Genomic DNA, 23,248 nt, shown 5'->3' on the forward strand with positions numbered 1-23,248 from the left:
GCTGGTCTGGCAGATCACCTGGGACGACGTCATGGCCTGGGAGAAGGAGCAGGCGGCCACGGCCGCGGCCTGCGCCGGAGCCTCCTTCGGGGCGAGGAGACGCTCCGCGAGCCAGCCGAAGGCGAGCCCGAAGGCCGTCCACAGCGCGAGCTGGATGCCCAGGGTCGCGACCCGGAAGTCCCAGAGCACGGCCGCCGGGAACTCCGGCTGCACCGCGTCCGTGTTGTCCGGCAGGAACAGGCAGGCGATCACGATCGCGGCGACGTAGCCCGCGCCCGCGAGGACGGTCGCGTTCCAGTTGCCGAGGCGCGGGGCGAGCCGGCGGCCCGCGATGACCGCGGCGATGCCGAGGAGCACGCTCAGCAGGATCATCAGGAAGAACAGCGTGGTGCGCTGCCCGATGGTGTCCGGGTTGCCGACGGCCGGCGGTGTCGCCGGGTACTTCAGGAACGGCACCAGATAGACCGTCGTGAAGGCCGCCGCCGCGACGAGCGCCGCCGTGGCCCTCGGTGTGAACCGGCCGACCCGGCCCAGGGCGAAGCAGAACGCCAGGGCCGCGAGGCCGCCGAGCGCCACGCCGTAGACGAGGACGCCGGTGGCGAGGCCCGCCGTGGACTGGAGGTCCCGGCTGACGATCTCCTCCTCGGAGTCGGCCTGGGTGGCCGCCCCGTTGGCGCCGTTCCCGCCGTGGGAATGCGCCGAAGCGGAGTGCTCGGCGTGCTCCGCCTTGGCGGCGGTGGCCTCCTCGACGGCGATCGAGGCGTTGACCGACGGCTCACCCGCGACGTACGCGACGGCGAAGGCGAGCAGGCCGGCGATGAGGCCCGCGAGCATGCCGCGGACCAGAAGCTTGCCCACGAGCGAGCCGGAGGGCGCGCTCGTGGGTGTGGTGGGGGATGACATGCGCCCGGTGGTCCCTTGCCTCAGCAGCCTGGGGCTCAGTGGCAGGGGAAACCGAGCAGGTGACGTCCGTCGTGCACCCACTCGTGCACGTCGGCGCCCGCGAACACGGACAGGGCGCCCTGCTCGGCACCGACGAAGTAGAGCGCGACGAGCATCAGGATGCCCGCGAACGCCGCCCACGGCAGCACCGCGCGGACCGGCAGCGAGACCGGAGCGGTGATGGCGGGGGTGGTGGGAACGGCGGGCGACGCGATGGCCTCGGCCATGGTGGAACCTCCTCGGGAACTCGCGTCCCATACGGTGGTGCGCGACGACGGTCGTCGGGTCTGACTCACCGCTCCCACGGCTTGGGGGCAGCTCACAGTGGCGCGACCGTGCCGGACTTGCACCGGACTTCCGTCTCGCCGTCGTCGTTCATTTGGAAATGTCGACTGACGGTACCGCGCCGATCACACGACGCCAAGACCGCCTGGAACGCTGAGGGAAGAATCACCCATGCCAGAGCCGACGACCGTGCGCCTGTCCCTGGTCGCTCCCGCGATGAACAAGGCCCTGCGCGAGGCCCGGTTCGACGACGCCGGCCCGGTGGAGGCGGCGGGAGACGTGCTGCTCGTACCGAAGGACGGGGTACGGCTGCTGCGTTCGCCGTCCGGGCGGTGCGCGGAGACGGCCGCGCTGCTCGGCCTCGCCGAGGTGCCCGCCGAACCGGCCCTCGCGGGCTGTGCGATGGGCCGGTGGCGGGGCCGCCGCCTGGACGAACTCGCCGCCGGGGAGCCGGAGTCGGTCGCGGCCTGGCTGTCCGACCCGGGCGCGGCGCCGCACGGCGGCGAGTCGCTGCGGGACCTGCGCGCCCGCGTCGCCGCCTGGATGGACGCCCTGGAGCCGGGAACCGTGTGGGCCGTCGCCGAACCGGACGTGATCCGCGCGGCCGTCGCCCACGCGCTCGGCGCGCCGGAGGCGGTCTTCTGGCGGCTCGACGTGCGGCCGCTGGAGCGGGTGGAACTGTCGGGGCGGTCGGGGCGCTGGAACCTGCGCCTGGGCGCGCCGGTGAGCTGAGGCTCGCACGAACGCCGGGGCACGGCGCGCGGTTCAGCTGAGGCTCGTGCGGGCCAGGTCCAGGAACTCCGCGTCGGTGAGGCCGAGTTGCCGGGCCTCCGCGACGAGGGCGCGGAGCCCTTCGGCGAGGTGGGCGCGGCCGGGCGCCTCGGCGCCCGGCAGGATCACGGCGCCCCGGCCGCGGCGCAGCTCGATGAGGCCCTCCTCGCGCAGCCGCTGGTAACCGCGCAGCACGGTGTGGACGTTGACGCCGAGGGAGTCGGCGAGTTCACGGGCGGCGGGCAGGCGTTCGCCGGGCGCGGCGGTGCCGTCGGCGAGGGCGCCGCGGACGCAGGCGGCGATCTGGTCGCCGAGCGGGACGGCGGAGGCGGGGTCGACCCGGAAGAGCACGCTCCGATCCTCTCAGGCCGATCGGCCGGCCAGCGCGTTGAGGAGCGCTGCCGCGGTCCCGGCGTCCGGGACGGTCACCGCGAACTCGAAGCCGGACCGGCGCCGTACGACGAGGGCCTCGCCGGCGCGCAGGACGAGAGCGGACCGGTGGGGACGGCCGCGCAGGCCCCAGCCGCCGAAGTCGGCCATGGGGTCCACCGTGCCGGCCTCCGCCTCGGCGACCTCGTCGAGCGGGATCCGGATGCGGGGGCGGGGCAGCGCGGTCGGGCTCACGGTCAGGCCGTGCCGGTCGACGGTCACCCGGACCCGGGAGAACGCGAGCCCGGGGACGCCGACGACGAGGCCGACCAGGCCGATGAGGAGGTACGGCCAGGGGCCGAGGACCGGCGCCAGGGCGAGACCCGCGGCGCCCGCGAGGAGGAAGCCGACGGACAGCGCGGTCAGCGGGCGGGAGCCGGTGGCGCGGGACCAGCCGGCGATCTCGCCGGCGGCGAGCTCGATCCGGGGTGCGCCGGCGGCCGGGGCGGCGGGCGGTACGGGCTCGGGCGGTACGAGACGGGCGAGGCCGAGTCCGGCGAGCGCGGCGAGTCCGGCGCCCCCGGCGGCGAGAGTGAGGAGGGCGAGCGGGAACCGGGCTTCCGCGGCCTGCGCCGCGTCAAGGTTGCTCCTCAGCGCCAGGACCATGATCCCGCCGGTGAACCCGGCCGTGGCCCATGCGCCCCACAGCACCCGGCGCCGCGCGAACAGGGTCCAGCCGGCGCCGAGCGCCAGGATCAGCCCCGTGCTGACCGCGAGGTAGACACCACGGCTGGTGAAGCCGTCGGGGCGGCCGTCGGCGCCGGAGAAGTGAGTGGCGAGCGGATCCGGCAGGCCGTCGTGCCAGAGGGCGGACAGCAGCAGCTGGGCGGCGAGTGCGAGGACGAACGGCGCGGCGGTGAGCGCGCGGAGACGGTTCACGAGACCCCCTCGGTTCTAGTTGTTCGCACTCTACTAGAACAAATATGAGGTTGTGCAGGGCCGCGCGTCGCCGGCGAGCAGACGAATTCCCACCCCGTCAGCCACGACCGCCGGCCGCGGCTGTCAGCCGCGGCCGGCGAGGTCAGGGGGTGGGCGGCGTGAACGGCGGGAAGGTCTTCACCTTCCAGCCGCCGCGACTCGGACTGATCCGGACCCGGGACGGCGTCGGGGACGCCGGCTCCCGGGTCGCGGAGGGCGTCGCGGAAGGCGTCACGGACGGGGTCGCGGACGCCGTGTCGGAGGGCGCGGCCGTCGGCGTGGCCGGGGCCGTCGTGGCGCCCGGCTCCGGGGCCGTACCGCCACCGCCGTCCGTACCGCCCGAGCAGGCCCCCAGGGCCAGGCCGAGGCCGAGCACCACGGCCGCCGTCGCCGCTCTCCGTACCGCCGTCACTGCCGTCATGTGGTCAGTCCTCCCCGCCCGCGGAATCCGCCGCGCCCTCGATGTCTCCCTCGGTCTCCAGGAAGACCTGGCGCAGCGCCGCGAGGGTGTCCGCGTCCGGCTTCTCCCACATGCCGCGGGACTCGGCCTCCAGGAGCCGCTCGGCGATGCCGTGCAGGGCCCAGGGGTTGGCCTCCTTGAGGAAGGCCTGGTTCTCCGGGTCGAGGACGTACTCCTGCGTCAGCTTGTCGTACATCCAGTCGGCGACCACGCCGGTCGTGGCGTCGTAGCCGAAGAGGTAGTCGACGGTCGCGGCCAGCTCGAACGCGCCCTTGTAGCCGTGGCGGCGCATCGCCTCGATCCAGCGCGGGTTGACCACGCGGGCGCGGAAGACGCGGGAGGTCTCCTCGACGAGGGTGCGGGTGCGGACGGTCTCGGGGCGGGTGGAGTCGCCGATGTACGCCTCGGGGGCCGTGCCGCGCAGGGCACGCACGGTGGCGACCATGCCGCCGTGGTACTGGAAGTAGTCGTCGGAGTCTGCGATGTCGTGCTCGCGCGTGTCCGTGTTCTTCGCGGCGACGGCGATCCGCTTGTACGCGGTCTCCATCTCGGCGCGCGCCGGGCGCCCTTCGAGCCCGCGGCCGTACGCGTAACCGCCCCACACCGTGTAGACCTCGGCCAGGTCGGCGTCCGTGCGCCAGTCGCGCGAGTCGATCAGCTGGAGCAGACCGGCGCCGTAGGTGCCGGGCCGGGAGCCGAAGATACGGGTGGTGGCGCGGCGTTCGTCGCCGTGCTCGGCGAGGTCGGCCTGGGCGTGGGCGCGGACGAAGTTGTCCTCGGCCGACTCGTCCGCCAGGCCCGCGACCAGCCGCACGGCATCGTCGAGGAGCCCGATGACGTGCGGGAAGGCATCGCGGAAGAAGCCGGAGATGCGCAGCGTGACGTCGATGCGCGGGCGGCCCAGCTCGGCGAGCGGGATGGCCTCCAGGCCCTTCACACGGCGCGAGGCGTCGTCCCACACCGGGCGGACGCCGAGCAGCGCGAGGGCCTCGGCGACGTCGTCGCCGGCGGTGCGCATCGCGCTCGTACCCCACAGGGACAGGCCCACGGAGGTCGGCCACTCGCCGTTGTCGGTGCGGTAGCGCTCCAGGAGGGAGTCGGCGAGCGCCTGGCCGGTCTCCCAGGCGAGCCGCGAGGGCACGGCCTTGGGGTCGACGGAGTAGAAGTTGCGGCCGGTCGGCAGCACGTTGACCAGGCCGCGCAGCGGCGAGCCGGACGGGCCGGCCGGCACGAAGCCGCCGTTCAGGGCGTGGACGGCGTGGGCGAGTTCGTCGGTGGTGGCGGCGAGGCGCGGCACGACCTGCTCGCAGGCGAAGCGCAGCACGGCCTCGACGTCCGGCCCGTGGCCCGTGGGGACGGCGGCCACGTCCCAGTCCGCCGCCTCCATCGCCTCGACCAGCTCGCGGGCCTTCGCCTCGGCCTCGTCGGCCGTGGTCCGGGTGGCGGCCGACTCGTCCAGGCCGAGGGCCTCGCGCAGACCGGGCAGCGCCTGCGTGCCGCCCCAGATCTGGCGCGCGCGGAGGATCGACAGGACCAGGTTGACCCGGGCCTCGCCGGTCGGCGCGCCACCGAGGACGTGCAGACCGTCGCGGATCTGGGCGTCCTTGACCTCGCACAGCCAGCCGTCGACGTGCAGCAGGAAGTCGTCGAAGCCGTCGTCGTCCGGCCGGTCGGCCATGCCGAGGTCGTGGTCGAGCTTGGCGGCCTGGATCAGCGTCCAGATCTGCGCCCGGATGGCCGGCAGCTTCGCCGGGTCCATGCTGCTGATCTGCGCGTACTCGTCGAGCAGCTGCTCCAGGCGCGCGATGTCGCCGTACGAGTCGGCGCGCGCCATCGGCGGCACGAGGTGGTCGACGAGCGTGGCGTGCACCCGGCGCTTGGCCTGGGTGCCCTCGCCCGGGTCGTTGACCAGGAACGGGTAGACGAGCGGCAGGTCGCCGAGGGCCGCGTCCGGGCCGCAGGCGGCGGACAGGCCGGCGTTCTTGCCGGGCAGCCACTCCAGGTTGCCGTGCTTGCCCAGGTGCACCATCGCGTCGGCGCCGAAACCGCCGTCCTCGGCGCGGGCCGCGATCCAGCGGTAGGCCGCCAGGTAGTGGTGCGACGGCGGCAGGTCCGGGTCGTGGTAGATCGCGATCGGGTTCTCGCCGAAGCCGCGCGGCGGCTGGATGAGGACGAGCAGGTTCCCGCGGCGCAGGGCGGCGAGCACGATGTCGCCCTCCGGGTTCCGCGAGCGGTCCAGGAACATCTCGCCGGGCGCCGGGCCCCAGTGCTCCTCGACCTGCTCGCGCAGCTCGGCCGGCAGCTGGGCGTACCAGCGCTTGTAGTCGGCGGCCGGGATGCGGACCGGGTTGCGGGCCAGCTGCTCCTCCGTCAGCCAGTCCTGGTCGTGGCCGCCGGCCTCGATGAGGGCGTAGATCAGCTCGTCGCCGTCGCCGGAGACCAGGCCCGGGATGTCCTCGACCGGCCCGAAGTCGTAGCCCTCGGCGAGGAGCCGCCTGAGAAGGGACACGGCGGAGGCGGGGGTGTCCAGGCCGACCGCGTTGCCGATCCGGGAGTGCTTCGTCGGGTACGCGGAGAGCACGAGCGCCAGCTTCTTCTCGGCGTTCGGGATGTGCCGAAGCCGGGCGTGCCGGACGGCGATGCCGGCGACCCGCGCGGCGCGCTCGGCGTCCGCCACGTACGCCGGCAGGCCGTCCTCGTCGATCTCCTTGAAGGAGAACGGGACGGTGATCAGCCGGCCGTCGAACTCCGGCACGGCGACCTGGCTGGCCGCGTCCAGCGGCGACAGGCCCTCGTCGTTCTCCTCCCAGGCGGCCCGCGAGCCGGTCAGGCACAGCGCCTGCAGGATCGGCACGTCGAGCGCGGCCAGCGCACCCGCGTCCCACGCCTCCTCGTCGCCGCCCGCCTGCGCCTCGGCCGGCTTGGTGCCACCGGCGGCGAGGACGGTGGTGACGATCGCGTCGGCGGTCCGGAGCGTGTCGAGCAGCTCAGCCTCGGGGGCGCGCAGGGACGCCACGTACAGCGGGAGGGCCTTGGCACCGGCGTCCTCGATGGCGTCGCAGAGGGCGCCCACGAAGGCGGTGTTGCCGCTCATGTGGTGGGCGCGGTAGTAGAGCACGGCGACCGTCGGACCACTGCCGTCCTTCGCCGGGCGGTCGAGCGGGCCCCAGGTGGGGGCGGCGGCCGGCGGCTCGAAGCCGTGGCCGGTGAGCAGGACCGTGTCGGAGAGGAAGCGGGCGAGCTGGCCGAGGTTCGCCGGGCCGCCGTGCGCGAGGTAGGCGTGCGCCTCGGTGGCCACGCCGACCGGCACCGTGGACGAGCTCATGAGCTGCGCGTCCGGCGCCTGTTCGCCGCTCAGCACGACCACCGGCTTCCCGGCGGCGAGCACCGCGTCCAGGCCCTCCTGCCAGGACCGCAGCCCGCCGAGCAGGCGTACGACGACGAGCTCGGCGCCGTCGAGCAGCGCCGCGAGATCGTCGAGGGGGAGGCGGGCGGGGTTGGCGTAACGCCACTCCACGCCTTCGTCGCCGGTCGCGGTGGTGTTCGCCGCGCGGGCGCTGAGCAGGTCGGTGTCGGAGTGCGACAGCAGCAGGAGCATGGGGAGGCTCAGGCCCTTCCTCGGGGTTGTCCGCGCCCCGGGTGGTCGTGTGGACGGCAGGAGTTCCTGACTCACCGGCCACCGGATTGCCCGGGACCGGCTCACAGTGGCGGGACCGCGCCGGATTCTCACCGGGCTTCCTCCCCGGGGCCCTGGGACCCCATGCCGATCTGCATCCTAGATCGTGCGACCCACGGCCCGGAGGGCACGGCGGGGTCGGCCGGATCACATCGGGGGGCGGTGGGCTGGATCGCGCCGGGGAATCGGCCGGATCGCGACGGGGTCGGCGACCGCGACGGGGCCGGCCGGGCTGCGAGGGAAGGCGCCGCATCGCGGGGGAGGTCGGCCGGATCGCGGGGGACGTCGGTGGGACCGCGGGGGACGTCGGCCGGATCTCGACGGGGTCGGCCGGGCTGCGAGGAAAGGCGACCGCATCGCGGGGGAGGTCGGCCGGGCTGCGGGGAAGGCGCCGCATCGCGACGGGGTTCGGCGGGATCGCGACGGGGGCCGGCCGGGCTGCGAGGGAAGGCGCCGCATCGCGGGGGAAGGCGACCGCATCGCGACGGGGTCGACTGGACCGCGACGGGGGTCGGGCGCCCCGCGACGGGCGTTCGGCCGGATCGCGACCGGAGGCCGCCGGATCACGCCCGAAGGGCGGGCGGTTCGCGCCGCGGCCGCGCCCGAATCGGACCGCGCCCCGGCCGGATCCCCCGCGGCCGTCGGCCGCATCGCGCTCCGGGAGTCGACCGGATCACACTCGGTGGCCGGGCGGTTCCCCGTGGGTATGCTCGCCGCCATGCCGCCCACCCCACCCCCGGCGCCCGAACGGGGCGAACCCGTCATACGGGACCGTGGCGACGCGTGCCCGGGCGCGCTCCGCCTGCATGCCGCCGCCGACGGCTTCCTGGCCCGACTCCGGCTGCCCGCCGGGCGGTTGACGCAGGATCAGGTCGAGGTCCTGGCCGACGCCGCCGAGACCCTGGGGGACGGCAGCGTCACCATCACCTCACGCGGCAACCTCGAACTGCGCGGCCTCCCGGACGGCTGCGGCGCCGACCTCGCCGACCTCCTCGACCGGGCCGGCCTCCTCCCCTCCCCCACCCACGAACGCGTCCGCAACATCCTCGCCTCCCCTGCCGCCGGCCTCGACGGACTCGGCCACGCCGACGTCCAGTTGTGGGCGCGCGAGCTGGACGCGCTGCTCTGCGCGGCACCGCGGGCGGCGTCCCTTTCGGGACGGTTTCTGTTCGTCCTGGACGACGGGCGGGGCGACGTGGCCGGGCTCGGCGGCGATGTGACCTTGATCGCAGGGGCGGGCGGGGACGTGCTGCTGCGGCTGGGGTCGCGGGTGTTCCGCGTGACGGAGGCGGACCCCGCGCCGGCCGACGCCGCTCCCGGCGTCACCGCCACGACGGCCGCCCGCGCCGCCCTGGCCGCCGCCCTCGTCTTCCTCGACGCCGCCGAAGCGGCCGGGAACGGCGCCTGGCGACTGCGCGAGCTGCCCGACGGCCACGCCCCGGACTGGACGGCCGCCCTGGCCGGTGCCGGGATCGCGGCGGAGCCCGTACCCGTACCGCCGGTGCCGCACGGGCGGCCACCCGCGCCCGGCCCGCTCGGGGAGCGTGCGGCGCATGTGCTGGCTCCGCTGGGCCGGCTGACCGCCGCTCAGCTGCGGGCGCTGCTGCCCGCGGCCGAGGTGCGGCTGACGCCGTGGCGCGGGGCGGTCGTGGTGCCGGCACCAGACCTGCCGGAAGCGAGCCCCGCCGGCCCCGCGGACTCCGCCGCCCCCGCAGCCCCCGGCGGCCCCGCAGCCCCCGGCGGCCCCGCGGCCGCCGCTCAGGCACCTGGCCTCCGCCCCGCGCACGCTCCGACCCCCGCCCGCACCTCCGCGTCGTCCCGGCTCGCTGCCCTCGCGGCCGCCGGCCTCCTCACCACCGCCGACGACCCCGGCGCCGGGGTCACCGCCTGCACCGGGCGGCCCGGTTGCGCCAAGTCCCTCGCGGACGTGCGGGCCGACGCCGGGCGGGCGCCCGCGGGGGCGCTGCCCGTGCACTTCGCCGGGTGCGAGCGGCGCTGCGGGCACCCGCACGGCGCGTGGATCGACGTCGTCGCCACCGGGGACGACGCGTACCTGGTCGACGGCGTGCCCACTCCCCGTACGTCCCTGTCCGAAGCGGTCGCATCGGCCCGCACGATCACGACGCCCACGACGACCACCACGAGATGAGCGAGAGCAAGAGGATGTTCGAGTACGAGAAGGACGGCGCGGAGATCTACCGCCGCTCCTTTGCCACGATCCGCGCCGAGGCGGATCTCGCGGCGCTGCCCGCCGACGTCGCCACGGTCGCGGTGCGGATGATCCACGCCTGCGGCATGACCGACCTCGTCCAGGACGTCGCGTACTCGCCCGGTGTCGTCACCGCCGCCCGCGCCGCCCTGCGCGCGGGCGCGCCGATCCTGTGCGACGCGCAGATGGTCGCGAGCGGCGTGACCCGCAAGCGGCTGCCCGCCGACAACGACGTGGTGTGCACGCTCTCCGACCCGGCCGTGCCCGGCCTCGCCGCCGAGCTCGGCACCACGCGCTCGGCCGCGGCGATGGAGCTGTGGCGGGACCGCCTGGAGGGCTCGGTCGTGGCGATCGGCAACGCGCCGACCGCGCTGTTCCACCTCCTGGAGATGATCGCGAAGGGCGCCGGGAAGCCGGCGGCCGTGCTCGGCATCCCGGTCGGCTTCATAGGCGCCGCCGAGTCCAAGGACGCGCTCGCCGCGAACGAGCTGGGCCTGGAGTACCTGGTGGTACGGGGCCGGCGCGGCGGCAGCGCGATGACGGCGGCGGCGCTGAACGCGCTCGCGCACGAAGCGGAGATCCAGAAGTGACCGAGAAGCGCGGCAAGCTGTACGGGGTCGGGCTGGGCCCCGGCGACCCGAACCTGATGACGGTGGCGGCCGTGAAGGCCATCGCCGAGGCGGACGTCGTCGCCTACCACTCGGCCCGCCACGGCCGTTCCATCGCCCGCTCCATCGCCGCCGAGCACATCCGCGAGGACCACGTCGAGGAGCGGCTGATGTACCCGCTCACCGTGGAGACCACGGACCACCCCGGCGGCTACCGGGGCGCGCTCGACGACTTCTACGAGGAGGCCGCGGCCCGGCTCGCGGCGCACCTCGACGCGGGCCGCACGGTCGCCGTACTCGCCGAGGGCGACCCGCTGTTCTACGGCTCGTACCAGCACATGCACAAGCGGCTCGCGGACCGCTACGACACGACCGTCATCCCCGGCGTGACGTCGGTGAGCGCGGCCGCGGCGCGGCTCGGCGAGCCGCTGTGCGAGGCGGAGGAGGTCCTGACGATCATTCCCGGCACGCTGCCGGAGGACGAACTGACGGCCCGGCTCGCGGGCACCGACTCGGCGGTCGTGATGAAGCTCGGCCGCACCTTCCCGACCGTGCGCCGCGCGCTCGAACGGGCCGGGCGGATCGAGGACGCGCGGTACGTGGAGCGCGCGTTCATGGCGGGTGAGCGCACCGGCCGCCTCACGGACGTGGACCCGGAGTCGGTCCCGTACTTCTCCGTGGCCGTGCTGCCGTCCCGTATCGACCAGCAGCCGCCGGTACGCGAGCAGGGCGAGGTCGTCGTCGTCGGCACCGGCCCGGCCGGCGCGCCCTGGCTGACCCCCGAGTCGCGCGGCGCCCTGGTCAACGCCGACGACCTGGTCGGCTACACCACCTACCTCGACCGCGTCCCGGTCCTGCGGGCGAGCCAGCGCCGTCACGGCTCCGACAACAAGGTCGAGTCGGAGCGCGCCGAGTTCGCCCTCGACCTGGCCAGGCGCGGGCGCCGCGTCGCCGTCGTCTCGGGCGGCGACCCGGGCGTCTTCGCGATGGCGACGGCCGTCCTGGAGGTCGCCTCCGAACCGGCGTACGCCGACATCCCGGTACGGGTCCTCCCGGGCGTCACCGCCGCCAACGCCGCGGCCGCCGCCGCGGGCGCCCCCCTCGGCCACGACTACGCCACGATCTCGCTCTCCGACCGCCTCAAGCCCTGGGACGTCATCGCGACCCGCGTGCGTGCCGCGGCCGAGGCCGACCTCGTCCTCGCGATCTACAACCCGGGCTCCAGGTCCCGCACCCACCAGGTCGCCGCGGCCCGCGAGCTGCTCCTCGAACTGCGCTCGCCGGAGACCCCGGTGGTGGTGGCGCGTGACGTGGGCGGCCCGGAGCAGTCCGTCCGCGTGCTGACCCTCAAGGCCCTGGACCCGTCCGAGGTCGACATGCGCACGCTGCTCCTGATCGGTTCGTCGCAGACGCGGGTGACGGAACTGGCGGACGGCCGCACCATCGCGTGGACGCCGCGACGCTACCCGGAAGGCCCGGAAACCCCGCAGGGGTGATCGAGGGCCGGCCTTGCCCGGGTCGTCATCGACCCGGGCAGGGGGTCCGGGCGTGCCCCCGTGACCATGGGCTCAGATCGGATGTGGGGGCACCTCGTGGAGCGTGCGGCCCCGGTAGAAGGTCTCCCGCTCCTCGACGACGTACGGATCCATGGCCGCCCGCCGACGGGTCTCGGCCTCGGAGGCCCGCCACGTCCTGCACTCCTCCTCGGAGTCCCAGAACGACACGCCGGTGATCTCCTGCCCGTCCTCCGACCAGTACGCGTACGCATGACGAAGGGCCTGCGGATACGGCTGAGGCCGCCAGGCCCTCTCGAACTCCTTCAGGGTGCCCGGCTTGATGCGTCGGGTCGTCACCCACACGAAACGCTCCTCCATGGCAGCCTCCCGCGCTCGGTGGAGCCCCTGGAACCATCGTAGGTACGTGCCGACGGCCCCCGCACCCAGACCGCGCGGGACCGCCGGCCGACCACCCGCTCAGCGCGACACCGCGCCGCCGCCGCCCGTCATCGCCCAGGCCGCGGCCTCCTCGGGAGTGGTCGCCACGGGTACGCCCGCCGGGACCGGCGGACGGCGGACCAGGACGACCGGGATGCCCGCCTCGCGGGCGGCCCGGAGCTTGGGGGCGGTGGCGGTGGCGCCGCTGTCCTTCGTGACGAGGACGTCGATGCGGTGGCGGGCGAGGAGTTCGCGTTCGCCGGCGAGGGTGAAGGGGCCGCGGTCCAGGAGGACTTCGGTGCGGCCGGGCATCGGGGGCTCGGGGGCGTCCACCGAGCGGACCAGGAACCACTGGGGGCAGTCGGCGAAGGCGGCGAGGCCCATGCGGCCGGTGGTGAGGAAGACGCGGTCGCCCAGGCCGCGCAGCGCCGATGCCGCCTCCTCCAGGGAGCCGACGTCGTGCCAGTCGTCCCCCTCCACCGGGACCCAGCCGGGACGGCGCAGCGCGAGCAGGGGAACATGGGCGGTGGCGGCCGCCTCGGCCGCGTTGAAACTGATCCGCTCGGCGAAGGGATGGGTGGCGTCGATGACCGCGTCCACGGCGTGCTCCCGTATCCACGCGGCGAGCCCCGCCGGCCCGCCGAACCCGCCGATCCGCACCTCGCCGGCCGGCAGCCGCGGCGCGGCGACCCGCCCGGCGAGCGAGCTGGTCACGCGCAGCTCCTCGTGCGGCCCCTCGTGCAGCAGTCCGGCGAGGACGCGGGCCTCGGTCGTCCCGCCGAGGATGAGTACGTGCATGGGAATCCTGGGGGTCCATTCATGAGTTCCGGCGGTCGTGCGGCCCAACTCAAGCACACCGGTCTGCGCCCCGGCTGGACGACCGGCGCCTGCGCGACGGCGGCGACGACCGCCGCGTACACGGCGCTGCTCACCGGGGAGTTCCCGGACCCGGTGACGATCACCCTGCCGAAGGGCCAGACGCCGTCCTTCGCCCTGGGCGTCGAGTCCCTGACGGCGGACACCGCCATGGCGGGCGTGGTGAAGGACGCGGGCGACGACCCGGACGTCACGCACGGGGCGCTGGTCCGCTCGACCGTACGGCTCCTGCCGCCCGGCTCCGGCGTGGTGTTCCGCGCAGGTCCCGGGGTCGGCACGGTCACCCTCCCCGGGCTGCCCCTGGAGGTCGGCGAGCCCGCGATCAATCCGGTGCCGCGCCAGATGATGCGCGACCACGTCGCCGAGACCGCCGCCGTCCACGGCGGGACGGGCGACGTGGAGATCACGATCTCCGTCGACAACGGCGCCGAGATCGCCCGCTCCACCTGGAACCCGCGCATCGGCATCCTCGGTGGCCTGTCCATCCTCGGCACCACCGGCGTCGTCGTCCCCTACTCCTGCTCCGCCTGGATCGACTCGATCCGCCGCGGCGTCGACGTGGCCCGGGCCGGCGGCCTCACGCACGTCGCGGGCTGCACCGGCTCGACCTCCGAGCGCACGGTCACCGAGCTGTACGACCTGCCGGAGATCGCCCTCCTCGACATGGGCGACTTCGCGGGCGCCGTCCTCAAGTACATCCGCCGCCACCCGGTCGACCGGCTCACCCTCTGCGGTGGCTTCGCCAAGCTCTCCAAGCTCGCCGCCGGCCACCTCGACCTCCACTCCGCCCGCTCCCAGGTCGACAAGCCGTTCCTCGCCGACCTGGCCCGCGCGGGCGGCGCCTCCGACGCCCTCGCCGCCGACATCGCCACCGCCAACACCGGCCTCGCCGCCCTCCGCCTCGCCGAGGCCGCCGCCGTGCCCCTGGGCGACCTCGTCGCCGCCCGCGCCCGCGACGAGGCCCTGGCGGTACTGCGCGGCGCACCGGTCGCGGTGGACGTGGTCTGCATCGACCGTGCGGGCGTGGTCGTGGGGCGGTCGGCGGTGGCGGGACCGGGAAGACCGTAAAACCGGGGGACTGCGGGTCCGGGCGCGCGCACAATGCCGGGATGACGACCGACTTCTCGTTCAAGCCCACCCTGCGCGGCGACCTCGTCATCCTCCGCCCGGTCACCGAGGACGACGTCCCCGCGCTCCTTCCGATGCTGAACGACCCCGAGATCGGCCGGCTCACCGGCTCGCACGCCGACTTCCCCGAGGCCGCGCTGCGGCAGTGGTACGCGACCCGGGGCGCCCAGCGCAACCGGCTCGATCTGGCCGTGGTGGAGCGGGCGACCGGGCGGGTCGTCGGCGAGGCGGTGCTGAACGAGTGGGACGCGCCGAACGAGAGCTGCGGCTTCCGCATCTGCCTGTCGCCCGACACCCTCGGCCGCGGCCTCGGCACGGAGGCGACCCGGCTGATCGTCGGCCACGCCTTCGAGGGGCTGGGGCTCTACCGGGTGTGGCTGGAGGTGTACGCGTTCAACCCGCGCGCCCGGCGCGCCTACGAGAAGGCGGGCTTCCGGGCGGAGGGCGTGCTGCGGGGGGCGCTGCTGTGGGAGGGGGAGCGGGTGGACGCGACGCTGATGTCGGTCATCGCCCCGGAGTGGGGAGCGCGCACCGGTCAGGACGTGGGGTAGCCGATCTCCGTCCCAGGTGGGGCCGTCGACGTGCGGGGCCCGGGTCTCGAACCTAGGCTGGCCACGGCAACGTCCCCCAGCGAGAGGGAGTCCCATGGCGAAGCGCGGCAACAAGAAGCGGGCCCGCAAGAAGAAGAAGGCCAACCACGGCAAGCGGCCCAACGCGTAGAACCCGACGCGTAGCAGGCGCGGGCCGCGTGCCTGGGACCGTCAGCAGGTGTGGCGGTCCCGGGCCGGGTCGTACAGGTGGCTGTCGCGGAACTCGGCGGCCGCGAGCGTGCGGCCCACGATGATGACCGCGGTCTTCGTGATGCCCGCCGCCTTCACCTGCTCCGCGATGTCCTCCAGGGTGCCGCGCAGCACCAGCTCGTCCGGGCGGCTGGCCATCGCGACGACCGCCGCCGGGCAGTCCGCGCCGTAGTGCGGGACCAGTTCGGAGACGATGCGGTCGACGTACCGCGCGCCCAGGTGCAGGACGAGCAGCGCGCCGCTCTTCCCCAGCGTCGCCAGGTCCTCGCCGTCGGGCATGGGGGTGGCCTGCTGGGCGATGCGGGTGAGGATGACGGTCTGGCCGACGGTCGGCACGGTCAGTTCCCGCTTGAGCGCGGCCGCGGCGGCCGCGAACGCCGGAACGCCGGGCACGACCTCGTACGGGATGCCGGCCGCGTCGAGCCGCCGCATCTGCTCGGCCATCGCGCTGAAGACGGACGGGTCGCCGGAGTGCAGCCGGGCCACGTCCTGGCCGGCCTCGTGGGCGGCGGCGATCTCGGCGACGATCTGGTCGAGGTCCATCCTGGCGGTGTCGACGAGCTTCGCGTCCGGCGGGCACTCGGCGAGCAGCTCGCGCGGCACGAGCGAGCCCGCGTAGAGGCAGACCCCGCAGTGGGCGAGGGTCCGCGCGCCGCGCACGGTGATCAGGTCGGCCGCGCCGGGGCCCGCGCCGATGAAGTAGACGGTCATTGCTCTCCACAATCCTTCGTTACGGACCACTGGGTGACGGGCATCGCCTGGCGCCAGCCGGTGAAGCCGCCCACCGGCACGGCGTTGGCGACGGCGAGCCGGACCAGCTCGCCGCCGTGCCGCCGGTGACGCTCGGCGAGCAGCGCCTCGGACTCGAGCGTCACGGTGTTGGCGACGAGCCGGCCGCCCGCCGGGAGCGCGTCCCAGCAGGCGTCGAGCAGGCCGGGGGCGGTCAGGCCGCCGCCGATGAAGATCGCGTCGGGCGCCGGAAGGTCAGCGAGCGCGGCGGGCGCGGGGCCCGTCACGACCCTCAGCCCGGGCACGCCGAGGGCGGCCGCGTTACGGGTGATCCGCTCCGCCCGTTCCGCCGACTTCTCCACCGCGACCGCCCGGCAGCCGCGGTGCGCCCGCATCCACTCGATGCCGATGGAGCCGGAGCCGCCGCCGACGTCCCAGAGCAGTTCGCCCGGGGCGGGCGCGAGCGCGGCGAGCGTGGCGGCGCGCACGTACCGCTTGGTGAGCTGGCCGTCGTGCTCGTACGCCTCGTCCGGCAGGCCAGGCGTCGTGCCGAGCCGCAGCGTGCCGGGGTCGCGTGCGCAGTCGAGGGCGATGACGTTGAGGGGGTCGACGTCCTCGTCGGGGTACGGCCAGCCGTCGGCCGTGCCGTCGAGGATCCGCTCGGCCGGGCCGCCGCCGAGCTGTTCCAGGACCCGGATCCGCGTACCGCCCCAGCCCCGCTCGCGCAGCAGCGCGGCGACCCGGGCCGGGGTGCCGGCGCCCTCGCTGAGCAGCAGCAGCCGGCGGCCGTCGTGCAGGGCCGCGGTGAGGGAGTCGAGGGGGCGGGCGACGAGCGAGACCGTCTCGGTGGCGTCCAGCGGCCAGCCGAGCCGGGCGCAGGCGTACGAGACGGACGACGGGTGCGGCTGGACGTGCAGCCGGTCGGGGCCGACGAGCTCGGCGAGGGTGCGGCCGATCCCGTAGAACATGGGGTCGCCGCTCGCGAGCACGGCCACCCGGCGGCCCTCGTGGGCGGCGAGCAGGCCGGGCACGGCGGGGCGCAGCGGGCTGGGCCAGGTGACGCGGGTGCCGGGGCAGTCGGCGGCGGGCAGCAGGTCGAGCTGGCGGGGGCCGCCGATCAGCACCTCGGCGGCGCGCAGGGTGCGGCGGGATGCCTCGGGGAGCCCGTCCCAGCCGTCCGCGCCGATTCCGACGACCGACACCGCGGGCACTGCGGGCACCGATATCGCAGCGTTCACGTCGGCGACTCTACGTGAGCCCCGCGAGGCCCGGCGGAGCGGCCGCCGAGTCGTCCCTTCGGCGGCTGCTTCGGCGGCTACTTCGGGGCGTGCTCGCCGACGTAGAAGAGCAGCCAGATGAACCCGGCGAGGGCGTGCGTCACGAAGACGTACACGAAGACGCGGAGCATCACGCCCCGCTCCTTCCACCGCTCCAGATCGAATTCCGCCATGCCCACCAGGGTACGGGGCCGGGACGGCGGGCCCGGGAGACCCGGGGAATACGGCGCGGGGGTGCGCCGTTGGACGCAATGGTTTAAGATTCAACCACCAGAACGAAAGGCGAGAGGTGAGCACGATGCAGTTCGGGATCTTCACCGTCGGCGACGTGACGGCCGACCCCACCACCGGCCGCACCCCCACCGAGCACGAGCGGATCAAGAACACCGTCGCCATCGCGCTCAAGGCCGAGGAGGTCGGCCTGGACGTCTTCGCGACCGGCGAGCACCACAACCCGCCGTTCGTGCCGTCCTCCCCGACCACCCTCCTCGGGCACATCGCCGCGCGCACCGAGAACCTGATCCTCTCCACGTCCACGACCCTGATCACCACCAACGACCCGGTGAAGATCGCCGAGGACTACGCGACCCTCCAGCACCTCGCCGACGGGCGCGTCGACCTGATGATGGGCCGCGGCAACACCGGTCCGGTCTACCCGTGGTTCGGGCAGGACATCCGCCAGGGCATCCCGCTCGCCATCGAGAACTACGCGCTCCTCCACAGGCTGTGGAGGGAGGACGTGGTCGACTGGGAGGGCAGGTTCCGCTCCGCGCTCCAGGGCTTCACGGCCACCCCGCGCCCGCTCGACGGTGTGCCGCCGTTCGTCTGGCACGGCTCCATCCGCTCCCCGGAGATCGCCGAGCAGGCGGCCTACTACGGTGACGGCTTCTTCGCCAACCACATCTTCTGGCCCAAGCAGCACACCGAGAAGATGATCCGCCTCTACCGCCAGCGGTACGCGCACTACGGCCACGGCACCCCCGAGCAGGCGATCGTCGGCCTCGGCGGCCAGGTCTTCATGCGGAAGAACTCGCAGGACGCGGTACGGGAGTTCCGCCCGTACTTCGACAACGCGCCGGTCTACGGCCACGGTCCGTCCCTCGAGGAGTTCAGCCGCGAGACCCCGCTGACCGTCGGCTCGCCGCAGGAGGTCATCGAACGCACCCTGTCCTTCCGGGAGTACGTCGGCGACTACCAGCGCCAGCTCTTCCTGATCGACCACGCGGGCCTGCCGCTCAAGACGGTCCTGGAACAGCTCGACATCCTCGGCGAGGAGGTCGTCCCGGTGCTCCGCAAGGAGTTCGAGAACCTGCGCCCGGCCGACGTCCCGGCGACCGCCCCGCTCCACCCCGCCGTACTGAAGAACCAGGAGGCCTGACGCCATGCGCACGCTCAAGCTGGTCGCCGTGTCGGCCGGACTCAGCAGCCCCTCCTCCACCCGGCTGCTCGCCGACCGGCTCCTGCAGGCCGCCCGCTACCGGCTGGCCGAGCAGGAGTACGCCGTCGACGTCGAGGTCGTCGAACTGCGCGACCTGGCCGTCGACATCGCGAAGAACTTCGTCACCGGCTTCCCCTCGCAGAATCTCCAGGACACGATCGACAAGGTCACCGGCGCCGACGGGGTCATCGCCGTGACCCCGGTCTTCACCGCCTCGTACAGCGGTCTGTTCAAGTCCTTCTTCGACCTGATCGACCCGGCCGCGCTCACCGGCGTCCCGGTCCTCCTCGGCGCCACCGGCGGCACCGCCCGCCACTCCCTCGTCCTCGACCACGCCCTGCGCCCCCTCTTCGCCTACCTCCGCGCCTCCGTCTCCCCCACCGCCGTCTACGCGGCCTCGGAGGACTGGGGCTCGACCGGCGACGAGTACACCGAGGGCCTCCCGGCCCGCATCACCCGCGCGGGCGTCGAGTTCGCCACCCTGGTGGCGTCCCGCCCGGCCCACGAGGCGGCCGAGGAGGAGGTCGTCCCGTTCGAACAACAGCTGGCGGGCCTGGCCGACCTGCGCCTCGACTAGCCCCCAACCAGTCCCGACTACTCGCGCACGGGCACCACGTCCGCGACCACACACGCCACGTTGTCCGGGCCGCCGAGCCCGCGCGCGAGCGTGATGAGGGCCCTGGCGGTGGTCTCCGGAGTGCCGCCCCCGGCGAGCGCGAGCCGGATCTCCTCGTGCGGCACGAGCGCCGACAACCCGTCCGTGCACAGCAGCAGCCGGTCAGCCGCCCGCACCTCACCCACGCCGAGCTCGGGCTCCGGCGGCACGTCCCGGCCGTCGAGAGCCCGGAGGAGCAGGGCGCGGTCGGGGCGGTCGGCGGCCTCGGCGGGGTCGAGTTCGCCCGCGTCGACGAGCGCCTGGACCACGGTGTGGTCGCGGGTGAGCCGCACGAGCTCGCCGTCGGCGGCCCGCAGCAGATAGGCCCGCGAGTCACCGACGTGCCCGAGGGTGAGACGGGTGCCGGTGAGCACGGCAGCGGTCAGTGTCGTCCCCGAGTCCGGGGCGGCGAGGCCGGCCACGGCCTCGTTCCCCGCCCGCACCCCGTCCTCCAGGGCGTTGAGGACGTCCCCGGCGCGGGATGCCTGCCGCGGAACGGACTCCAGCGCGGCGACCGCCGCGCGGGCGGCCCGCCCGCCCTCGGGGCCGAAGCCGTCGGCGACGGCGAGCAGCCGCGGGCCCGCGTGAGCCGCGTCCTGTTGCGTGGGGCGGACCAGGCCGCGGTCGAGCAGCATGGCGGCGTCCAGCACGTACATGGAGGTGGTCATCTCAGTGGGTCCTCTCATCCGGTCCACCAGGGAGGCCGCCAGATTCCGCCGCGCCGCCGTCTCCGACTCGACCCCGGCCCAGTACCTGCGGATCGCCCGGGCCGCGCCCGCCGCGTCCGTCTCGTACAGCGCGCAGACCCGCCCCGCCTCGGCCAGCGGCATCCCGATCCGCCGCAGCCAGCGGACCAGGCGCGCCCGGTCCACCTGCGTCTCCGCGTAGTAGCGGTAGCCGGTGTACGGGTCCACGCGCGCGGGCGGCAGCAGGCCGAGCTCGTCGTAGCGGCGCAGCGACTTGGGCGAGAGCCCGGTTGCGCGGGCGAAGTCCCCGATCGTCAGCATCGACATGCCCCAAGCCTCCCCGAACCGGGCTCCTTGCCCGGCCCCGCCGATGCTGGTCCTTCCCGGCGGGGGAAGGTCAACGGGCGGTTCGGGGCCGCCCGGCGGATGATGCGCGCATGGACATCAGACTGGAGCTGATCGGGGTGCCGGTCAGCGATGTGGACCGGGCGAAGTCGTTCTACGAGCGGGTCGGGTTCCACGCCGATCACGACGTGACCGTCAGCGACGCGATCCGCTTCGTGCAGATGACGCCGCCCGGTTCGGCCTGTTCGATCGCGTTCGGGAAGGGCATCACGGAGATGGTCCCGGGCTCGCTGGACAACATGCAGGTCGTCGTCGCCGACATCGAGGAGGCGCACGCCGAGCTGACCGCACGGGGCGTCGACGTGACCCCGATCGACGACCAGCCGTGGGGGTCGTTCGTGTACTTCGCGGACCCGGACGGCAACCGGTGGGCGGTGCAGCAGACCACGCCCCGGAACGCCTGAGGACCGGCCGAGGGACCATCCCGGCTCCGCCGTGCGGCGGAGCCGGTCGGGCCGCCGGGCCGACGTGCCGGGCCCGGCGCGGGCGGGAGGCTGACGGCATGCTGAAGCCGAACGCTCTTCCCACCGTGCCCCGTTGGGCCGCCCTCGCCGCCCATGCCGTGCCGTTCGTCGTGCTGCCCGCCGGCTTGTGGCGGCTCGCGCTCGCGTTCGGGCTGCCGGTCGTGGAGAGCGGGACCCGGTACAGCGATCCGGGTCCCGCGATGCTCGCGTACATGATCGGGCTGACCGTCGGCTCCGAGCTGCTGGCGTTCCTCACGCTCGGACTGGTGCGCGGCTGGGGCGAGGTGTTCCTCGGGCGGCGGGTGAACGCGCGGGCCGCCACCGGCGCCGCGCTCGCCGGGGCGGTCGGGCTGGCCGCGACGGCCGGCTGGTCGGCGTACGCCGTGTACGCGGGGCTCGGCGACGGCGGCATGGCGATGACCGCGGGCCAGTCGGCGCTGTTCTACGGCTGCTATCTGCTCCTGGCGGCCTGGCCGCCGCTGCTCGCGGCGGTGGCCGTCGCGTACTACCGGCGGCGTACCGGCAGCCCGGGAGCCGGTAGCCGGTAGCCGTAGCCGTAGCCGTAGCCGGGGAGCCTGGCAGCCCGGGAGCCCCGTAGGCCGGGTCGCCGCGGAGCCCGGTAGAAGCCGGGCTCAGTAGGGCGCCGGGCGGCCCCTCGCGTCCTCGTGCGTGTAGAAGAGGTAGAAGGCGGCGGCAGCGGTGCAGCCGGCCACGATCAGGCCCAGCATGGACGACGAGAAGATGCTGCGGTCGGCGAGGCTGAAGAGGAAGCCGATCGCGCAGCCCGCCAGCACTCCCCAGGCCGCCGCGCGGAATTCGCGCCGCAGCAGGTGGCCGTAGCGGTTGAGTGCGTAGACGGCGACGGCGACGACGACGCCGCTGATGAGGCCGAGCCAGAACTGGCCCCAGGTCGGTTCGCCGCCGCGCCGGGCGTTGGTGGGGGCGTAGAAACCGTAGGCGATGCCGATGAGGAGGGGCACTCCCCAGCCGTGCATGCTCAGCTGCTGCCTCCGGGCGGGTCGTACCGCTGCGTGTGCGGCCATGGCGGACTCCTTTCCCGCGCCTGCGCAGAGCGCCCGGCGCTGGCTGTCCTGCACCCTCCAGGGCACACCCGGCCCGCATGCCCCGCAAGTGGATCAGCCGGGTGACCGTCCGCGAGAGCATCCGGGGCGGCGGCGCCTCACCCGTACGGGCCAGCAGAAGGTCCGTGACCGGGGCCATCGCTCCCACGATGAGCCCATGAGCCAGAACACCGCATCGCAGCATTCCTCCTGGGCCGCCGGGGGTGCCTTCTTCGGTGGCGTCCTGATGCTGGTCACCGGCGTCGTGGACATCCTCCAGGGCATCGCGGGCATCGCCTCGAACGACGTGTACGCCCGCCTCGGCGACTACGTCTACAAGTTCAGCCTCACGTCCTGGGGCGTGATCCACCTCTGCCTCGGCGTCGTCGTCGCCATCGCCGGCATCGGGATCCTCAACGGCGCCGAATGGGGCCGGGTCGCGGGCATCTCGCTCGCCGCGCTGAACATCGTGGCCCAGTTCCTCTTCCTGCCGTACCAGCCGTGGTGGGCGCTGTTCTCGATGGCCGTGTCCGTCTTCGTCATCTGGGCGCTGGCGGCGGACGAGTCGTACGGGAAGAAGGCGAAGACGCGAGGTGGCGGCGCATGAGGCGCGCGGTCGCGGCGGCCACGGCAGCGCTGCTCGCCGTCCTCGCCCTCACCGGCTGCGAGCAGGCGAAGGAGAAGGCGGGGAGCATCGTCGCCTCCGCCACCGCCGCCGCTCAGGAGAAGATGAACCAGATCAAGAACGGGGTCGACGCGAAGGGCGACGTCACGGCCGGGCCGACGTCCACGGACGGCGACCGGACCGTCGCCACGATCACCGCGACCAACCCGACGGGCTCGACCGCCGACTACACGATCTGGGTCAACTTCCGCGACAAGGACGGCAATCTGCTCGACGCGGTCGTCATGAACATCACCAACGTCGGGGCCAAGGCGGCCAAGACCGGCACGGCACGGAGCAATCGCTCGCTGTCCGGCGCAACCAAGGCGGAGGTCGTCCAGGCCGTCCGCCACTGAGCCGTACGAGCCATCCGAGCCGTGCGACCCATCCGAGCCGCACGAGACCTCCGAGCCGTCCGTCACCGAGCCCTCCGAGCCGTCCGTCACCGAGCCGTCCGCGCCGTCTGAGCCGTCCGGCTTCCCCGAACTGCGCGCCCGGCACCCATCGGCCACGCTTGAGGGCATGGACAACGACGAGATCCTCCAGAACATCGGCGCCCTCGTCGAGGAGGAGCGCGCCCTGCGGCAGCGCACCGGCGGCCTCCTCGACGAGGAGCGGTCCCGCCTCGCCGAGCTGGAGGTCCAGCTCGACCAGTGCTGGGACCTGCTGCGCCAGCGCCGCGCGAAGGCCGAGTTCGGCGAGGACCCGGACACGGCGGCCGTCCGGCCGCCCAGCACAGCCCGGGCCTGGGCGACGAGCTGCGCCGCCGTCAAGGGCGGCACGTACTACCCGATGACCGTCAAGAAGCACCTCCGCGCCCAGGAGGTGGCCCT

Annotated in this window: 27 protein-coding genes and 1 riboswitch; of the genes, 14 read left to right on the plus strand and 13 right to left on the minus strand. The window is 74.4% G+C overall.

Annotation, left to right across the window (positions count from 1 at the left end):
- A partial coding sequence (locus ACWEV0_RS31290) for a CbtA family protein (protein ID WP_453153053.1) occupies positions 1-903 on the minus strand: 903 nt, incomplete at its 3' end.
- A gap of 35 nt (positions 904-938) precedes the next feature.
- On the minus strand, positions 939-1,169 hold the full coding sequence (locus ACWEV0_RS31295; RefSeq protein ID WP_453153054.1) for a CbtB domain-containing protein: 231 nt from the start codon (positions 1,167-1,169) through the stop codon (positions 939-941).
- A 229-nt stretch (positions 1,170-1,398) separates the two neighbouring features.
- Here ACWEV0_RS31295 and ACWEV0_RS31300 point away from each other — a divergent pair, with 229 nt between their 5' ends.
- Positions 1,399-1,959 (plus strand): histidine phosphatase family protein, encoded by a 561-nt coding sequence (locus tag ACWEV0_RS31300; RefSeq protein WP_453153055.1) that lies wholly within the window; start codon positions 1,399-1,401, stop codon positions 1,957-1,959.
- A 33-nt stretch (positions 1,960-1,992) separates the two neighbouring features.
- Here ACWEV0_RS31300 and ACWEV0_RS31305 read toward each other — a convergent pair whose 3' ends face one another.
- The 4 genes from ACWEV0_RS31305 to cobN all read right to left on the minus strand — a co-directional run bounded on the left by ACWEV0_RS31305 (position 1,993) and on the right by cobN (position 7,403).
- Positions 1,993-2,349 (minus strand): GntR family transcriptional regulator, encoded by a 357-nt coding sequence (locus ACWEV0_RS31305; protein WP_453153057.1) that lies wholly within the window; start codon positions 2,347-2,349, stop codon positions 1,993-1,995.
- A 12-nt stretch (positions 2,350-2,361) separates the two neighbouring features.
- On the minus strand, positions 2,362-3,306 hold the full coding sequence (locus ACWEV0_RS31310; RefSeq protein ID WP_453153058.1) for a hypothetical protein: 945 nt from the start codon (positions 3,304-3,306) through the stop codon (positions 2,362-2,364).
- A gap of 142 nt (positions 3,307-3,448) precedes the next feature.
- Positions 3,449-3,766 carry a hypothetical protein gene (locus tag ACWEV0_RS31315; RefSeq protein ID WP_453153059.1) on the minus strand — a complete coding sequence of 106 codons (318 nt, stop codon included), beginning with the start codon at positions 3,764-3,766 and terminating at the stop codon, positions 3,449-3,451.
- Positions 3,767-3,770: 4 nt separating this feature from the next.
- On the minus strand, positions 3,771-7,403 hold the full coding sequence (gene cobN / locus ACWEV0_RS31320; RefSeq protein WP_453153061.1) for a cobaltochelatase subunit CobN: 3,633 nt from the start codon (positions 7,401-7,403) through the stop codon (positions 3,771-3,773).
- Between the two features lie 42 nt (positions 7,404-7,445).
- Positions 7,446-7,584: riboswitch (cobalamin riboswitch) on the minus strand.
- A 603-nt stretch (positions 7,585-8,187) separates the two neighbouring features.
- On the opposite strand from cobN, the gene ACWEV0_RS31325 reads away from it, so the two are divergent.
- The 3 genes from ACWEV0_RS31325 to cobJ are packed head-to-tail and all read left to right on the plus strand — an operon-like array spanning position 8,188 to position 11,794.
- On the plus strand, positions 8,188-9,630 hold the full coding sequence (locus tag ACWEV0_RS31325) for a cobalamin biosynthesis protein CobG (RefSeq protein ID WP_453153081.1): 1,443 nt from the start codon (positions 8,188-8,190) through the stop codon (positions 9,628-9,630).
- Positions 9,627-10,280, plus strand: coding sequence for a precorrin-8X methylmutase (locus ACWEV0_RS31330; RefSeq protein WP_453153062.1), 654 nt, complete (start codon positions 9,627-9,629; stop codon positions 10,278-10,280). Before ACWEV0_RS31325 ends, ACWEV0_RS31330 begins: the two co-directional genes overlap by 4 nt.
- Positions 10,281-10,336: 56 nt before the next feature.
- Entirely contained in the window at positions 10,337-11,794 is a 1,458-nt protein-coding gene (gene cobJ, locus ACWEV0_RS31335; protein WP_453153082.1) for a precorrin-3B C(17)-methyltransferase, read from the plus strand.
- A gap of 72 nt (positions 11,795-11,866) precedes the next feature.
- On the opposite strand, the gene ACWEV0_RS31340 is transcribed toward cobJ, so the two are convergent.
- Complete coding sequence (locus ACWEV0_RS31340) at positions 11,867-12,172, minus strand: hypothetical protein (protein ID WP_453153063.1); 306 nt, start codon at positions 12,170-12,172, stop codon at positions 11,867-11,869.
- 99 nt (positions 12,173-12,271) lie between these two features.
- Positions 12,272-13,030: a cobalt-precorrin-6A reductase gene (locus ACWEV0_RS31345; RefSeq protein WP_453153064.1), complete on the minus strand. Its 759-nt coding sequence runs from the start codon at positions 13,028-13,030 to the stop codon at positions 12,272-12,274.
- 21 nt (positions 13,031-13,051) lie between these two features.
- Here ACWEV0_RS31345 and ACWEV0_RS31350 point away from each other — a divergent pair, with 21 nt between their 5' ends.
- The 3 genes from ACWEV0_RS31350 to ACWEV0_RS31360 all read left to right on the plus strand — a co-directional run bounded on the left by ACWEV0_RS31350 (position 13,052) and on the right by ACWEV0_RS31360 (position 14,956).
- Entirely contained in the window at positions 13,052-14,176 is a 1,125-nt protein-coding gene (locus ACWEV0_RS31350) for a cobalt-precorrin-5B (C(1))-methyltransferase (RefSeq protein WP_453153065.1), read from the plus strand.
- Between the two features lie 41 nt (positions 14,177-14,217).
- Positions 14,218-14,787 (plus strand): GNAT family N-acetyltransferase, encoded by a 570-nt coding sequence (locus ACWEV0_RS31355; protein ID WP_453153066.1) that lies wholly within the window; start codon positions 14,218-14,220, stop codon positions 14,785-14,787.
- 94 nt (positions 14,788-14,881) lie between these two features.
- The gene (locus ACWEV0_RS31360; RefSeq protein WP_099895366.1) at positions 14,882-14,956 is read left to right on the plus strand and encodes a 50S ribosomal protein bL37; all 75 of its coding nucleotides are present in this window, start codon (positions 14,882-14,884) and stop codon (positions 14,954-14,956) included.
- Between the two features lie 41 nt (positions 14,957-14,997).
- Here ACWEV0_RS31360 and cobM read toward each other — a convergent pair whose 3' ends face one another.
- The 3 genes from cobM to ACWEV0_RS31375 form a co-directional block, all read right to left on the minus strand.
- A complete protein-coding gene (cobM, locus tag ACWEV0_RS31365) occupies positions 14,998-15,747 on the minus strand; it encodes a precorrin-4 C(11)-methyltransferase (protein WP_453153067.1) in 750 nt (249 codons plus the stop codon).
- Positions 15,744-17,003, minus strand: coding sequence for a precorrin-6y C5,15-methyltransferase (decarboxylating) subunit CbiE (gene cbiE / locus ACWEV0_RS31370; RefSeq protein ID WP_453153068.1), 1,260 nt, complete (start codon positions 17,001-17,003; stop codon positions 15,744-15,746). Before cbiE ends, cobM begins: the two co-directional genes overlap by 4 nt.
- Before the next feature lie 77 nt (positions 17,004-17,080).
- On the minus strand, positions 17,081-17,215 hold the full coding sequence (locus ACWEV0_RS31375; RefSeq protein ID WP_453153069.1) for a DUF6126 family protein: 135 nt from the start codon (positions 17,213-17,215) through the stop codon (positions 17,081-17,083).
- Positions 17,216-17,340: 125 nt separating this feature from the next.
- On the opposite strand from ACWEV0_RS31375, the gene ACWEV0_RS31380 reads away from it, so the two are divergent.
- Both ACWEV0_RS31380 and ACWEV0_RS31385 read left to right on the plus strand, forming a co-directional pair.
- The gene (locus tag ACWEV0_RS31380) at positions 17,341-18,420 is read left to right on the plus strand and encodes an LLM class flavin-dependent oxidoreductase (RefSeq protein ID WP_453153070.1); all 1,080 of its coding nucleotides are present in this window, start codon (positions 17,341-17,343) and stop codon (positions 18,418-18,420) included.
- 4 nt (positions 18,421-18,424) lie between these two features.
- Positions 18,425-19,057, plus strand: coding sequence for an FMN reductase (locus ACWEV0_RS31385; RefSeq protein WP_453153072.1), 633 nt, complete (start codon positions 18,425-18,427; stop codon positions 19,055-19,057).
- Positions 19,058-19,074: 17 nt separating this feature from the next.
- On the opposite strand, the gene ACWEV0_RS31390 is transcribed toward ACWEV0_RS31385, so the two are convergent.
- On the minus strand, positions 19,075-20,148 hold the full coding sequence (locus ACWEV0_RS31390) for a MerR family transcriptional regulator (protein ID WP_453153073.1): 1,074 nt from the start codon (positions 20,146-20,148) through the stop codon (positions 19,075-19,077).
- Between the two features lie 110 nt (positions 20,149-20,258).
- Here ACWEV0_RS31390 and ACWEV0_RS31395 point away from each other — a divergent pair, with 110 nt between their 5' ends.
- Together ACWEV0_RS31395 and ACWEV0_RS31400 are read left to right on the plus strand one after the other, a co-directional pair.
- Entirely contained in the window at positions 20,259-20,630 is a 372-nt protein-coding gene (locus tag ACWEV0_RS31395) for a VOC family protein (RefSeq protein WP_453153074.1), read from the plus strand.
- Between the two features lie 98 nt (positions 20,631-20,728).
- The gene (locus tag ACWEV0_RS31400) at positions 20,729-21,238 is read left to right on the plus strand and encodes a hypothetical protein (protein ID WP_453153075.1); all 510 of its coding nucleotides are present in this window, start codon (positions 20,729-20,731) and stop codon (positions 21,236-21,238) included.
- 84 nt (positions 21,239-21,322) lie between these two features.
- Here the strand turns inward: ACWEV0_RS31400 and ACWEV0_RS31405 are convergent, their stop codons facing one another.
- A complete protein-coding gene (locus tag ACWEV0_RS31405; RefSeq protein ID WP_453153076.1) occupies positions 21,323-21,733 on the minus strand; it encodes a hypothetical protein in 411 nt (136 codons plus the stop codon).
- 196 nt (positions 21,734-21,929) lie between these two features.
- On the opposite strand from ACWEV0_RS31405, the gene ACWEV0_RS31410 reads away from it, so the two are divergent.
- The 3 genes from ACWEV0_RS31410 to ACWEV0_RS31420 all read left to right on the plus strand — a co-directional run.
- Positions 21,930-22,358: a DUF7144 family membrane protein gene (locus ACWEV0_RS31410; RefSeq protein WP_453153077.1), complete on the plus strand. Its 429-nt coding sequence runs from the start codon at positions 21,930-21,932 to the stop codon at positions 22,356-22,358.
- A complete protein-coding gene (locus tag ACWEV0_RS31415; protein ID WP_453153078.1) occupies positions 22,355-22,771 on the plus strand; it encodes a hypothetical protein in 417 nt (138 codons plus the stop codon). The genes ACWEV0_RS31410 and ACWEV0_RS31415 overlap by 4 nt, the downstream gene beginning before the upstream one ends.
- Positions 22,772-22,937: 166 nt before the next feature.
- Positions 22,938-23,248 (plus strand): DUF2630 family protein (locus ACWEV0_RS31420; protein ID WP_453153079.1); only part of this gene is annotated, 311 nt, incomplete at its 3' end.

It is taken from the genome of Streptomyces sp. NPDC003943 (assembly GCF_053605265.1).

Coding starts and splice junctions, on each gene's coding strand:
- ACWEV0_RS31295 (WP_453153054.1), bottom strand. CDS start 1,169: ATGGCCGAGGCCATCGCGTCGCCCGCCGTTCCCACCACCCCCGCCATC.
- ACWEV0_RS31300 (WP_453153055.1), top strand. CDS start 1,399: ATGCCAGAGCCGACGACCGTGCGCCTGTCCCTGGTCGCTCCCGCGATG.
- ACWEV0_RS31315 (WP_453153059.1), bottom strand. CDS start 3,766: ATGACGGCAGTGACGGCGGTACGGAGAGCGGCGACGGCGGCCGTGGTG.
- cobN (WP_453153061.1), bottom strand. CDS start 7,403: ATGCTCCTGCTGCTGTCGCACTCCGACACCGACCTGCTCAGCGCCCGC.
- ACWEV0_RS31325 (WP_453153081.1), top strand. CDS start 8,188: ATGCTCGCCGCCATGCCGCCCACCCCACCCCCGGCGCCCGAACGGGGC.
- ACWEV0_RS31330 (WP_453153062.1), top strand. CDS start 9,627: ATGAGCGAGAGCAAGAGGATGTTCGAGTACGAGAAGGACGGCGCGGAG.
- cobJ (WP_453153082.1), top strand. CDS start 10,337: ATGACGGTGGCGGCCGTGAAGGCCATCGCCGAGGCGGACGTCGTCGCC.
- ACWEV0_RS31340 (WP_453153063.1), bottom strand. CDS start 12,172: ATGGAGGAGCGTTTCGTGTGGGTGACGACCCGACGCATCAAGCCGGGC.
- ACWEV0_RS31345 (WP_453153064.1), bottom strand. CDS start 13,030: ATGCACGTACTCATCCTCGGCGGGACGACCGAGGCCCGCGTCCTCGCC.
- ACWEV0_RS31350 (WP_453153065.1), top strand. CDS start 13,052: ATGAGTTCCGGCGGTCGTGCGGCCCAACTCAAGCACACCGGTCTGCGC.
- ACWEV0_RS31355 (WP_453153066.1), top strand. CDS start 14,218: ATGACGACCGACTTCTCGTTCAAGCCCACCCTGCGCGGCGACCTCGTC.
- cobM (WP_453153067.1), bottom strand. CDS start 15,747: ATGACCGTCTACTTCATCGGCGCGGGCCCCGGCGCGGCCGACCTGATC.
- ACWEV0_RS31375 (WP_453153069.1), bottom strand. CDS start 17,215: ATGGCGGAATTCGATCTGGAGCGGTGGAAGGAGCGGGGCGTGATGCTC.
- ACWEV0_RS31380 (WP_453153070.1), top strand. CDS start 17,341: ATGCAGTTCGGGATCTTCACCGTCGGCGACGTGACGGCCGACCCCACC.
- ACWEV0_RS31385 (WP_453153072.1), top strand. CDS start 18,425: ATGCGCACGCTCAAGCTGGTCGCCGTGTCGGCCGGACTCAGCAGCCCC.
- ACWEV0_RS31390 (WP_453153073.1), bottom strand. CDS start 20,148: ATGTCGATGCTGACGATCGGGGACTTCGCCCGCGCAACCGGGCTCTCG.
- ACWEV0_RS31395 (WP_453153074.1), top strand. CDS start 20,259: ATGGACATCAGACTGGAGCTGATCGGGGTGCCGGTCAGCGATGTGGAC.
- ACWEV0_RS31400 (WP_453153075.1), top strand. CDS start 20,729: ATGCTGAAGCCGAACGCTCTTCCCACCGTGCCCCGTTGGGCCGCCCTC.
- ACWEV0_RS31405 (WP_453153076.1), bottom strand. CDS start 21,733: ATGGCCGCACACGCAGCGGTACGACCCGCCCGGAGGCAGCAGCTGAGC.
- ACWEV0_RS31410 (WP_453153077.1), top strand. CDS start 21,930: ATGAGCCAGAACACCGCATCGCAGCATTCCTCCTGGGCCGCCGGGGGT.
- ACWEV0_RS31415 (WP_453153078.1), top strand. CDS start 22,355: ATGAGGCGCGCGGTCGCGGCGGCCACGGCAGCGCTGCTCGCCGTCCTC.